Source organism: Brasilonema bromeliae SPC951 (assembly GCF_012912135.1).
Lineage (GTDB): Bacteria > Cyanobacteriota > Cyanobacteriia > Cyanobacteriales > Nostocaceae > Brasilonema > Brasilonema bromeliae.
This window is the reverse complement of sequence record NZ_QMEB01000200.1, coordinates 1-12,722: the sequence shown is the minus strand read 5'-3', so window position 1 is coordinate 12,722 and position 12,722 is coordinate 1. Positions and strand designations below refer to the sequence as shown.

The window sequence follows — 12,722 nt, the reverse complement described above, 5'->3', positions numbered from 1 at the left end:
CCCTGTTCCCTGTTCCCTGTTCCCTGTTCCCTGTTCCCTGTTCCCTGTTCCCTTTTTTTTATTCAAATCGTTTAAAAACATTTAAAACTAACAAAGACAACAAAGCCGCAATTAATCCTAACTGCCACAAACCACATCCAGCAGCAATTCCCAAACCAGCGCAAACCCAAATAGCTGCTGCTGAAGTGAGTCCCTTAATTTCAGTTCGCGCTGATTCTTGGGAAGATTCCCGTAAAATTTCTCCTCCACCAAGAAATCCTACACCAGCAGCAATACCTTGAATCACTCGCGAAAGAGCATCCCCATTTGGTTTATCTGCACCTGTTACCAAAGATACGAGAGTGAACAGCGCTGCACCAAAACTCACCAGCATATGAGTTCGCAAACCAGCTGGTTTGTGTCTAATTTGGCGTTCTATGCCAATTATTGCCCCAACGAGTAAAGCAAGGCACAACCTAAAAGTGATGTTCAACCAATCATTAGCCGGAAGATAGTAGATGCTAGGCAATGGAAAATCCTTATCAATTCTTGATGGAGATTAATATACAATCACTCGTGTACTTAATGGTACTATCTTAATAGGCACATATAATGTAACGTAAAATATAAAAAATCGTTAAAAAATTTTCTTCTCTTGTGTCTTCTACCTTGTAACGAGAGATATTGGGTTTTTTCAGGTAAACGGACTTATTTAAACTTTAAGCGCATAACCACAAGCTAAGTCAGCGTCATAAACATAGATGTTGGACAAATGCTGTAACCTAATTTTGGTAGTTTTTCAGTGGATGAGATCTGACTATTAGGACTCCTCCAAAGATTTTTGCGAAGCTTCGTACACTTCAAACAGCCTTCTTCCCTATTCCCTATTCCCTGTTCGGGTGTTCGGGTGTTCCCTATTCCCTCCCTACGCAAGTAATTTCACCCTTCGGGTATGCGCAAAGCGCACGCCTTACGGCTAACGCCAGATGCCTCTGTCGGGAAACCCTCCTGCAGCACTGGTCTCACCAAATCAAACCAGATTCCTATATTTACTATTCGTGAAGCCGTCGCTACTTATATGATTACAGTAATTCCATTATCGTAGCTACTGACAACAGATAACAAAGTAATTGAGTGGATAAACTCTACTGGCTTGATCAAATTAAACTACAAGACCGCGCCAAAGTTGGTGACAAAGCATTTTATTTAAGCAGAATTATGCAGCGCGGTTATCCTGTAGTGCCTGGTTTTGTCGTTTCAGCAGAAGTTTTGCGAGAATTTCTAGAAACTCTTAACAGTTCGGAGGCGTTAGTCGCTGACTTACCTTATTCTTCGCTACACTTAGATGTCAAAAATTGGCGTCAACTTCAGCAGGTTGCTAGACGCTTGCGCCAAGAGATGAGTGCTGCTCATTTGCCACAACACCTACTTAGTCAAATTGTCAATGCAGCTAAAGAATTAAAATCAGCATATCTGATTTTTCGACCAACTTTTGTCGTGCCTACCATAAAGCATGGGGCCACTAAGACATCTGGATTGCTAGAATCTCAGGTATGTGAATGTGATGAAGAGGCTATTGCTCTGGCATTGAAGCGCACCTGGAGTCAGATGTTTCGTGCTAAAAGTTTATTGTACTGGCAATGGGCAGGAATAGACCTGCAACAAATGAATTTGGGAGTTTTGGTACAGCCTTTTAGAAATGCGATCGCCAGCGGCTTACTCAATGCCAACTCCTCTGAATGGGAAATTTTAGCAACATGGGGATTAGGAGTGGCAATGACTCAAGGTGAAGTCTTGCCAGATGTTTACTACATCCATCCGGAAACTGGTACTGTCAAAGAACGGCAATTGGGCAATAAGATCGTAGCTTACCGTCTTAATGATAAAGCGCCCGTAGCTGCTTTGCAAACCGTGCCTGCTTCAGGTGCGCTTGCCTCAAATGATTCAAGTCTTGTTGCTTACCTGTTGGAAGAAGACCAACAAAAACAGTACGCTTTGCCAGAAGAATATCTGCAACAACTCATTCAACTAGCAAGTCAAATTGTCAAAGAAACTGGCGTCAATTTTACCTTTGAGTGGACTATCTCTTGTGAGACAACGAGTACGCTTTACCTAACGCAAATGAGTACACCTCTAGCAATTTATAATTTCCACTCTCTCAAAGGATTAGGAGCATCACCGGGACGTGTGACAGCAACTGCTCATATTATTGTGAATGCACAACAAAAACCAGAACAATTACCCAAGGGAGTCATTTTAGTCACACCAACAATCGCACCTGATTGGTTACCGCTACTGCAACAAGCTGCTGGCATTATTACTGACAAAGGAGGTATCACAAGTCATGCTGCTATCCTTGCGAGAGAATTGGGAATACCAGCAGTGGTGAGCGTAGCAGATGCCACAGCAATCGTTCAAACTGGCGAAAAATTACTGATTGATGGCGACAAGGGGGAAGTTTATCGTCTCACAAGAGAAGCTAGGGAAATAGGACAAGGGGAAGAGGACACGGGGACAAAGGGAACTCGGGGTTCCGACGGAGGAACCAGCCCCGCGGGTGGGTTTTCCGCAAAGTCTGCCGGGCGGAAGCTTCCGTCCGGCGAGCTTTCCGACTTGAGCAGATTGGCGTTAGGGATTAAGAGCGAAGAAGAACTTGAGGTTCCTACGGAGTCGGAATTAGGCGCGAAGGAGACTAGGGGAGGACACTTCCCTTCGGGTATGACCTCCGGTCACGCTTCGCTAACGCAGTCGCCTCTGTCGGGAAAGCCCTCCGGGTTCGGGGGTAACTCCTTCGGAGACGCTGCGCGAACGCAATCGACGGGAACCGCCAAGACTGCGACCCCCTCACCGTCATTCGCGCTGTCTCACCATGCTGGAGTTTTTCAACCCCAGACGCCTTTGTCGGAAAACTCTTCTGGAGCTGATGCTTCTGTTGAGGAAAGTGTCCATCGACAAGGGGAAGATGATACGGAGACAAGGGAACTAGGAGAGGACACCAAAGCACGAGGCTGGCTCCCCTTGAGGAAAGTGTCCGTAGACAAGGGGACATATTTATTCTCCGCGTCTTCCATCTCCCCATCACGCCTGAGTCTCCCGATGATCACTACAAAACTGTTGGTTAACTTGAGCCAGCCTAGTGTGATAGAACAAGCGCAAAGTTTACCTGTAGATGGTGTGGGATTATTGCGCTCAGAACTGATGGTTCTGAATATACTCGAAGGGAAACACCCGAGTACTTGGCTCTTTGAAGGACACCGAACCAAATTGTTAGAGCGTTGGCGTGAGCAGATGATTCACTTCGCCCAAGCTTTTGCACCAAGACCTGTTTTTTATCGGTCTTTGGATTGGCGTTCTCATGAACTGCTATCTTTGAATGATAATGTACAATCTTCCACGCAATCAATGCTGGGGGAACGTGGAACTTTCAGCTATGTGAAAAATCCCGCAGTTTTTGAGTTAGAACTGGCTGCAATAGCCGCTGTACAAAACGCAGGATACAGCAATATCCATTTACTGTTACCTTTTGTTCGTACAGTGGAAGAGTTTTCTTTTTGCCGTCAAAAAGTTGAGCAAGCAAGGTTAACCCAAGTACCACAGTTTCAATTGTGGATTATGGCAGAAGTGCCAAGCGTGCTGTTTTTACTGCCAGAATATGTGAAAGCAGGTGTACAGGGAATTTCAATTGGTACTAATGATCTGACTCAACTGCTTTTGGGAGTGGATAGAGAGCAAGGACAACTCGCAAAAATGTTTGATGAACGTCATCCAGTGGTTATGGGTGCTGTTGCTCAACTTATTCAAATGGCAAATAGTGCAGGAATTCCTTGTTCTATTTGCGGTCAAGCGCCAGCGCTGTATCCTGAAATTATTGAGCAATTGGTGCAATGGGGCATCACTTCTATTTCTGTTGAACCGGAAGCTGTTGAACGGACATATTTGGCGATCGCCCGTGCTGAACAAAGGATCATTTTAGAAGCAGCGCGGCGTCAACTAAATCAGCAGTAGTCTTTCAAGACTATCGTTCAAGTGTTGCTGATGTTGTGACTAAGCAAAAAAAACCCCTTGCGCTACCTTATAAGGTATTGCAAGGGGTAACAATTCAACTGGGAAAAACTGAATATTGAATACTGTATGTTGCTTTTTCAGCTACAAGCTGGAAATCGTTACTTAATACTTAAGTTGCGTTCTGCTGTAATAGTTTGTGGTTAAGCACATTGCTTTGCTCCACCTTTAGGGTATGGTTGCGGCACAAATCGGGCGCGAACGCGTTAGCGCTCGTCGCGGAAAACTCTCCTGAAGCTTACGCTCGCCTCGTTTCGTATGCCCAGAGGGCACGCTGCTTTGAATGCAATTGACTTATGCTACCACCAGAATTGCAACTTGGTATGAACAGGTGCTGTTTCAAACAGCCGTTGAGTGTCACGGGCAGCGATTGCAACCCGTTACGAATGAAAGAAACACTTTCCCCACTCACTCCCTCAAGAGTATTTCTTCGGAGTAACACAAAAGATATGCAAACTCTTGCTAAACTCTCGGGCAAACTCCGTCAAACAACGCAATTTGCTTGCGTCTTTGGGATTGCTTCCCTTTACTGGCTGCGAACGGTTATTTAACAGTTATCAGTTACCAGTTATCAGTTATCAGTTATCAGTTCATTGTTCACTGTTCACTGTTCCCGTTCGGCTGACGCTCACCTTGGCGTTGCCTGTTCAGTGTTCACTGTTTTAATCTGACATGATATTAGCAGTGCCAGCAACTATTATGCACGGTAACGCATATATGCTAAGTTGCTAGTACAAGAAAGCAGGTATGCTGTAGGGCAAAGCCTTTGCCGCAGGGTAAGCTATAATGCCTATAAAATCAGCTTTGTGCAGATTTTAACTGTCTAGTTATTTCCATCCATAGACCTCTGTATTAATTAGATTTCAGCCCACCTATTACAAGGGTTTCAAATGAATCTGCACCAGATGTCTAATGCCAAGGACTAGAATGCTGTAAGTTAAATAAGCTCAAAAATAGAAAGATGCTAGCAGATAACATACTCAGTCTATAGACTCTAACGTTGAGAATATCCAGTTGTTGAGGGAACTCTCCAAAAATTGAATCAACACGTGAATCTAGCACTATCAAAAATCCTCAGTTAGTGTTCAACAAACAACTATTTAGATGGGAGGAAAACCGTAATTTAGGAAGTCATCTCCCGCTATGTCATTAATAGGATGCCCGGATGATCTAGGGAAACTTTTCTAAAGTGTATGCTTTAACGCTATGTTTAAGACACTTCTTTCAGCATACAGACTTTTACAAAAAAAATCTACAGTCAACAAAAATAATACTCTTATTCTTTGACTTTATGGTGATAATTTTTTGTTATTTTTTCCATACTTCTCATAGCTATACCTCTTTTCGCTGAGTTCAAGATGCTGTTTTTTTCGCTTTTGATTGATGTGGTTAAAAATGTTCTTGACTTGCTCAACACCAAGATGTTGCTGTTGGCTAATTTGCTCAATATTGAAACGATTGACTTGGGTATAAATATTTTCCTCATACCTTTGTGTGTACCTCCTTCGCCAATCGATAAACTGCAATCGTTCAGTAATGTATCGCTGACACACTCTGCAATAAAACTGACGACGTGGTAACTTTAGGTAAACTTCTTTACTGTCTACTGGTACATCTCTAACTAGAATTGGTCTAGTTTGATGTAATTCCTCTGTGTAGTTACGACAATGTGGGCAGTATGTACCTTTGGTTAAAACCCTTAATTGAAAAGATACTGAATCTTGAGAAGAATGACAAGATTCTACTGCTACACCAGGTAAGTTTAGTAAATGTGTTAGACGTATGTTCATCGGAAAAAAGTCATTTGATGTTACATTTTGCACCATGAATTATATGATTCATTGGTTCTGTCATGACCTCGTCATTGCACAGCAAGAATCAAATCAGGATTTTTTTGGCGATGCATAAGTAGCAATGATTAACTAGTAGGCTTTTCTCCTCGTAGGAGATGCACGATTCAATTCATACCCCTTAGTTTTATGCGCCCCTGGCAAATTTTAGGTATGAATCTTTTTTTGTTATTCAGATGTTTGTTGCCATACTAAAACAAGTTTTACCACATAGTAGGGCAAAAATTCTCTTCTATAAAAAATAATGATCAATGATCTTTGGAGTATTCAACCGCTTCCCGAATTTATGTCATTTTTTCCTGACTTTCGGTGATCACGTCAAAATGACCCATACAGCCGTTTTCTGCGATCGCATCCTGATGTGGATGAAACATATACATACCTGGATAGCGAAAGGCAAATTCCAAGATGTGGCGTTCGGCTGTCCCCATTGTGATCACATCACTTTCATGAGACGGTTTTAAAGTCATTCCCGTAGGATAAACCTTAAAAAAGTTGGCGTGTAGGTGAAACGTTACTGCTGGGTCGAATTCAATGATGTTAAGCAGGTAAAGTCGAATCAACTGATTTTGGTAAATGCGGATCGGATTATCCTTGTAGTAGTTGGGCAGACCATTGAAGGCGTAATATTCATTACGGTTATCATCGTTCACATCATACCCACCCATAATCAGGACTATCTCATCTGCTGGGGGACGTGGAGTGGGGGGATCAATGATAAACATTCCATATAGCCCCTTGGCAACATGACGAGTGACTGGTTGAATGTGACAATGGTACAAATGAACACCATAGGGTTCCGCGTCAAATTCATAGATAGTTGCTGTACCGTGGCGAACTGGACGAATGCCATCCATCTCTGAGGGGTGAACGCCATGAAAATGTAGAGAGTGGGAATGTCCTGCCTGGTTGAAGAACAACACCCGCACGCGATCGCCCTGTTTTGCCCGGAGTGTTGGTCCCGGTATGCGACCATTTAAATCCCAAATGTTGAAAGAAACAGCACTATTGAGCCGAATTGGGGAAGTACCAGCAGTTAATCGAAATTCTCGAATCACACGTCCATTTTCTCGCTTCAGCGTACCATACTCAAATTCTCGTACCATCTTCGAGGGGGTAGCTAAATCAGAAGTTGTCTGTGTCGCCAGAGGTGGCACTTTTACCCGTGATTGACTTCGGGAATTAAGTATTTGCCATAAAGCTACACTAGCCACACCAGTACCTGCTAAGCCCAGCTTCAACAGATTACGGCGACTCAATAGTTTTTCTTGCTCTAAAACAGAATTGTTAGGCATGATTTTAGAAATGGCTAGCGGCAAAATGGAAGAAAATTGCTAATTTTTTTCAATTGTTTCCTCAAAAAATAGTAAAACAGTCAAAAATTATTGTCAATATTTCTTCAGTCTGACAAGTAATAATTATCAAGATAAATGAGGTAAGTTCTCAAAAAACTGGATACATTATCTAAATGTTGCAAATTTGCTCGTATAACCTTGAAAAGTCTTGTGAAAAAATTTTAATTTTTTCGTGATTGTACACCGTAGTCAGATAAGTATAATTGTGTTTAAACTTACAAGTATTGAGGATACGTATAACATATATTTCCTAGTAGCTCAATACAAGACGGTAGCCAAGACTTTTTACTATTCAACACCTTCTCAAACGGAACTAAAAAGCGGGAACCTTTGCCGACAAAGATATTTCTTGAGTCAAGAGCCAGAGCGATTTATACTAAAAGCTTTAGCATCTGCAAGTACTGTTTATGTTGAAAACTATTCCCAAGTCAAAAGCCAAAGTAAGGTTAGTGAATCTCATCTTGATGGCAGTGGTCAGTTTTTACTTGATTGTGTGCTTACCGAAACCAGCCTACGCTATGCACATTATGGAAGGTTTTTTACCACCTGGCTGGGCAGTTTTTTGGTGGATTGTGGCATTACCGTTTTTTATTTTGGGATTGCGATCGCTCACTCGCATCACCAAAGCCAATCCTGAACTAAAATTACTTCTAGCATTGGCAGGAGCGTTTACTTTTGTACTGTCAGCATTGAAAATGCCTTCAGTATCAGGAAGTTGCGCTCATCCTACAGGAACAGGGTTAGGAGCAGTGCTATTTGGACCTTTAGCGATGTCGGTACTGGGTAGTTTAGTTTTGCTGTTTCAAGCGCTGTTACTAGCTCACGGGGGCTTGACAACACTGGGGGCTAATGCTTTTTCAATGGCGATCGCCGGACCATTTGCCGCTTACTGGATATATCATCTAATGATGCGGCTAAGTGGTAAACAAAAAATAGCTATCTTTCTAGCAGCAGCCTTAGCAGATTTACTGACATACGTTATTACATCTATCCAACTCGCTCTTGCTTTTCCTGCACCAGCGGGAGGATTTGTTGCCTCATTTGTCAAGTTTGCCGGAATTTTTGCAGTGACTCAAGTACCCTTAGCTATTAGTGAAGGGTTACTGACTGTACTGGTATGGAACTGGCTACAATCTTACACTCCTCAAGAATTGGAACTATTGAAATTAATCAAACGGGAGCCTCAAACCAATGAATCAATCTAAAAAAGGATTAAGTAACTGGCTGCTACTTGGAGGAGTTGTGATTTTGGCAGCTGCACCATTCATCTTTGCCCGTAACGCTGAATTTGCAGGTGCAGATGACAGAGCCGCCAAAGCTGTTACTGAAATACAACCCGGATATCAACCTTGGTTTAAACCACTGATGAATGTGCCTAGTTGTGAAGTGCAAACCTTTTTATTTGCGTCTCAGGCTGCTTTAGGTGCAGGAACACTTGGGTTTTTGATTGGTTTGTACAAAGGGCGCTCTGAACAGCGAAACAGTAATCATGAACATTCAGATTGATACGCTTGCTTATACGAATCGGTTGCGATGGTTAGCACCAGAGCAGAAATTGATATTTGCCACTATCCTGCTAGTTATCACTGCCTTTGCTCATCCTTTCATTCAAATCTTGATTGCTGTGTGGATAAGTTTTTGGACAGTGATGTATGCAGGAATTCCTGCTAAAACTTATCTAAAATTAGTTTATGTTGCTACTCTCTTCTGGTTAACTAGTTTACCAGCTTTAGTTATCAATGGAGTAGACCTTTCTCACATACATTTAGTGCCAAAGGATTCACTCGGTGGTTTGACTTTTGGCTCTTATTATATATATCTCAGTCACAAAGGTATTGAGCAGGGATTGACTATTTTAACGCGAGCGATCGCTTCTTTATCCTGCCTATACTTTGTCATGCTAACTATCCCCTTTTCCGAACTTTTGCAAACACTACGTCGTATAGGAGTTCCAGTACTGATAACTGAGCTTTTATTGCTGATGTACCGCTTTATTTTTGTCCTTCTCAATACTACTGCTGAGTTATGGACTGCTCAACAATCTCGTGGTGGCTATCGTACTTTTCGCACGGGAATGAAAAGTTTAGCACTGTTGATTGGACAATTACTAAAGCGAACAATAGAAAATTATCGTCAAGTCTCCTTAAGTTTAGCAGCACGGGGTTTTAATGGAGAACTGCGGGTTTGGCATCCCCATCGCTATCAAAAATCCAAGCGCTATGCTATAGAAGCAATTGTTGGCTGTGTAGTCTTAATAGCATTGGAATTTTGGCAGCATGCAGGAATGGTTACTCGAATTTGAGCAGGTACATTATACTTACCCAGGTGCACAACAGTCGGCTCTGAATGGTCTGAGTGTACGAATTCCTGCTCGTAAAAGATGTGCATTAATTGGTCAAAACGGATGTGGTAAAAGCACATTATTTTTGTTAGCTAATGGTCTATACAAGCCTGACAAAGGAACTATCTCATGGCAGGGTAAGCCACTGCAATATAATCGTGACTACCTGACGAATTTACGCCAAAAAGTCGGGTTAATTTTTCAAGATCCAGAACAACAACTGGTAGCCTCTACTGTTGAAGAAGATATTTCTTACGGTTTGTGTAATTTGGGGTTACCAGAAGCAGAAATTCAACAGCGTGTCGAGCAAGCTTTAGTAGAATTTGGGTTAACTGAACTTGCTCAAAGACCAGTACATCATCTCAGTTTAGGACAAAAAAAGCGAGTTTCAATAGCAGATGTGATGGTGCTACGACCAGAACTCTTATTGCTAGATGAACCCACGGCTTATCTGGATAGATTACATACGCGTAACTTGATGGCAACCTTGAGAAAAATTCATGCATCTGGGACAACAATCTTGATGGCAACCCATGATCTTGATTTAGTTTATCGCTGGGCAGATTGGATATTAGTTATGGATAGAGGAAGACTCATTTTGGAAGGAAAGCCGCAGGATGTGTTTACTCAACGCGAAATTTTAGAAGAGTTACAGTTAGGAGTGCCATTGATATATGAAATGTTATTTGCAGATGGAGTTGCCGAAGAAGGACCTGTTTTGGAACGGTTGCGACAACGGATATTGAATTTATTTCGTTATTTTTAGTTAAGTAGATAGGCGTTGATCAAACATTCATATATTAGATGCTGTACCCAATTCTCGCACCCACAATAAAAGATATTCTATCCAGAGCATCTAGCGCGTGTTAATCTACCCATTAGGTTTGTATGAAGGAAACACGGTATCTTGAGCGCCGCACTATTCAATTATTTGGGTTAACCATTGATCGACATATCTCAGCACCGAACGAGCTTGAGTTCCCCGGATACAATTATCATCTACTTTGTTTTCTGTTAAGCGATGGGAATCAACAAAAACTAACTCGCATCGGCAAACAAGAATCTGAAAAACCTCAAGCCAAAGGAGATTTCTGGATTTGCCCTGCTGAGGTGTCGGGGCTTTGGGCATGGGATAGTACTGATGAATCGCTGATGTTTGTGATTGATCCACTCTTTGTGCGTCGAATGGCAGAGGAAATTGATGGATTGGATGCGAACAACGTTGAGTTGCTTAGTACAGTAAGTGCCCACGATCCACAAATTTCAGCGATCGCTCGTCTGTTTCAAACAGAATTTGACACAGGCTGTCTGGGTGGGCAACTTTATGTCGAATCGCTGACACAGGTGTTTATCATTCACTTGCTGCGACAATACTGTGCGTTTGCGCCGAAAAAGCTGCACGATGAAAGTTTGCCTAACAATCGACTCCAGCAAGTGGTGGACTACATCCATAGCTATTTAGATCGACCGCTTCATCTAGCAGAACTAGCAGAAATTTCCGGCATCAGTCAATATCATTTTTGCCGATTATTTAAGCAGTCAATGGGTGTAGCACCCTATCAATACGTGCTTCAGCAACGAATGGAAAAAGCTAAAAAACTATTGCAACAAAGGAAATATGCGATCGCTGAAATTGCTCTGCTCGTTGGCTGTACGGATCAAAGTCGCTTTGCAAAGCACTTCAAGAAATATTTCGGAGTCACACCGGGAATGTTTCTGAGAAAATAGTCATCACAACACCTCAGTAATAAAGTTAATTTTGCAATCTAGAACTCTGCTATCCAAACCACGATGGCAAGAATGACCTAAATCATCATGTAAATCCCGCAAGAAACGCCTATCTTTGATCCGATAACGAATTGTACCATCTCTGTTGTGAGTTCTACAGCTCAGGTAAAATTCAACTCGTTTCCTTCGCCTGACTCTTGAATGGGAAGATACTAACATGCATCCAGAACAACTCGCTAAACCTCTGCTTGTCGCTGCTGCACTTTCAACTATCATCATTCCGATCGGAGTTGATGCAGTTTTGCTCGCAAATGGTCATATGAACAACCCCGCTTGGCTACCTCACGCAAAACTACATTGTGCTATGTCATTTTTTGCAGCTGTCTCGTTGGGAAGTGCAGCCTTAGCGATTTTGAAGGTGCGTCCGACAAGTGATCGGTTTTCAATGGGTCTTGCTGCATTTCTCGGTTCCGCTTTCTGGATTGGGCTAATTGCTGCCGGGTTTTGGCCTGGAACGTCCTACGGGTTTCTCAATGATCCGGTTCTCGGCAATATTCGTGAACCTGAGTTAGGTGGAATCACGATTTATCCAAATGTGGTGCTTGCTGCGATCTCGATTGCTATTGCTGTAGTGGGCTATTGGTTAACCGGACAGGCAAAGTCGCCAATCGCGATGGCACAGAGTGCTCGCCAGAAGCAATAAGCCGGAGGCTTTAGCTTGTGCGTATCGCGCAAAAGAATTCTCCCTCGGAGATTGGCGCTATCTAGCTTCAGTGCAATACAAAATCTACGCAAAACGTTCAAATCGCATAACCTGAACTTTTTGGAGTTTGCTTCCTACTTCTTCCAGGGGAGTCGGCTCCTAACCTGTCCGTAGGCGTTAATTTCGCGCTTGCCGCACGTATTTTATGGTTGGGAGCGTTATTTAGGTTTATTGCTGCGTTTAAATCACGGCACATTTTATGCCCACATCCTGCCCCGCATATATAAACTCTTTCTGACAAAGTCATGGACTGAACACTACCGCATTTAGAGCAGGTTTTAGAACTAGGAATCCATCGGTCAACAAGCTCGACTTTCGTGCCATAGAAAGCTTCCTTATAAGTGAGCATCCGACGGAATTCGTATAACCCTAGAGTAGAAATTGCTTCTGAAAGCTTTTCATTCTTCATCATTCCAGAGATATTTAAATCCTCTATTCTTATGCGGTAGTACTTCCGACTAATATCCGTTGTTGTTTTTTGAAGAAAATCACGTCGTACATTAGCGATGTAAGCATGAGATTTTGCAACTTGTTCAAAGTATTGCTTTGCTTTATTTGACGCCCTGATGCCTTCTTGCCGATTGCTAGTCTGGTGGAGTCGATGGCTGGTATTATCCAGCGCACCTCTCCGTTAGAACCGGACG

General features: G+C 42.6%; 11 protein-coding genes. 7 read left to right on the top strand and 4 right to left on the bottom strand.

Translation table 11 applies throughout. From position 1 onward, the window contains the following. Positions 1 to 58 precede the first annotated feature (58 nt). Positions 59 to 508 carry an MgtC/SapB family protein gene (locus DP116_RS21440; protein WP_169157095.1) on the bottom strand — a complete coding sequence of 150 codons (450 nt, stop codon included), beginning with the start codon at positions 506 to 508 and terminating at the stop codon, positions 59 to 61. Between the two features lie 605 nt (positions 509 to 1,113). Between DP116_RS21440 and DP116_RS29595 the strand changes: the two genes are divergently transcribed. Beyond that, positions 1,114 to 3,984 carry a putative PEP-binding protein gene (locus tag DP116_RS29595; protein ID WP_339381516.1) on the top strand — a complete coding sequence of 957 codons (2,871 nt, stop codon included), beginning with the start codon at positions 1,114 to 1,116 and terminating at the stop codon, positions 3,982 to 3,984. Between the two features lie 1,346 nt (positions 3,985 to 5,330). Here DP116_RS29595 and DP116_RS21425 read toward each other — a convergent pair. Both DP116_RS21425 and DP116_RS21420 read right to left on the bottom strand, forming a co-directional pair. Then, positions 5,331 to 5,831, bottom strand: coding sequence for a transposase family protein (locus DP116_RS21425; RefSeq protein ID WP_048870110.1), 501 nt, complete (start codon positions 5,829 to 5,831; stop codon positions 5,331 to 5,333). Between the two features lie 344 nt (positions 5,832 to 6,175). Further along, a complete protein-coding gene (locus DP116_RS21420) occupies positions 6,176 to 7,186 on the bottom strand; it encodes a multicopper oxidase domain-containing protein (protein WP_169157094.1) in 1,011 nt (336 codons plus the stop codon). Positions 7,187 to 7,710: 524 nt separating this feature from the next. Between DP116_RS21420 and DP116_RS21415 the strand changes: the two genes are divergently transcribed. The 6 genes from DP116_RS21415 (at position 7,711) to DP116_RS21390 (ending at position 12,018) form a co-directional block, all read left to right on the top strand. Continuing rightward, positions 7,711 to 8,451, top strand: coding sequence for an energy-coupling factor ABC transporter permease (locus DP116_RS21415; RefSeq protein ID WP_339381517.1), 741 nt, complete (start codon positions 7,711 to 7,713; stop codon positions 8,449 to 8,451). Beyond that, positions 8,438 to 8,752 (top strand): energy-coupling factor ABC transporter substrate-binding protein, encoded by a 315-nt coding sequence (locus DP116_RS21410; RefSeq protein ID WP_169157093.1) that lies wholly within the window; start codon positions 8,438 to 8,440, stop codon positions 8,750 to 8,752. Before DP116_RS21415 ends, DP116_RS21410 begins: the two co-directional genes overlap by 14 nt. Next, on the top strand, positions 8,736 to 9,548 hold the full coding sequence (cbiQ, locus tag DP116_RS21405; protein ID WP_169157092.1) for a cobalt ECF transporter T component CbiQ: 813 nt from the start codon (positions 8,736 to 8,738) through the stop codon (positions 9,546 to 9,548). Before DP116_RS21410 ends, cbiQ begins: the two co-directional genes overlap by 17 nt. Next, positions 9,523 to 10,353, top strand: coding sequence for an energy-coupling factor ABC transporter ATP-binding protein (locus tag DP116_RS21400; protein WP_169157091.1), 831 nt, complete (start codon positions 9,523 to 9,525; stop codon positions 10,351 to 10,353). Before cbiQ ends, DP116_RS21400 begins: the two co-directional genes overlap by 26 nt. A 122-nt stretch (positions 10,354 to 10,475) precedes the next feature. Beyond that, positions 10,476 to 11,315, top strand: a complete 840-nt coding sequence (locus DP116_RS21395; RefSeq protein WP_169157090.1) for a helix-turn-helix transcriptional regulator — start codon at positions 10,476 to 10,478, stop codon at positions 11,313 to 11,315. A gap of 217 nt (positions 11,316 to 11,532) precedes the next feature. Beyond that, positions 11,533 to 12,018: a hypothetical protein gene (locus DP116_RS21390; RefSeq protein ID WP_169157089.1), complete on the top strand. Its 486-nt coding sequence runs from the start codon at positions 11,533 to 11,535 to the stop codon at positions 12,016 to 12,018. A 97-nt stretch (positions 12,019 to 12,115) separates the two neighbouring features. Here DP116_RS21390 and DP116_RS30420 read toward each other — a convergent pair whose 3' ends face one another. After that, a complete protein-coding gene (locus tag DP116_RS30420) occupies positions 12,116 to 12,646 on the bottom strand; it encodes an RNA-guided endonuclease InsQ/TnpB family protein (RefSeq protein WP_369333955.1) in 531 nt (176 codons plus the stop codon). Positions 12,647 to 12,722: the final 76 nt, after the last annotated feature.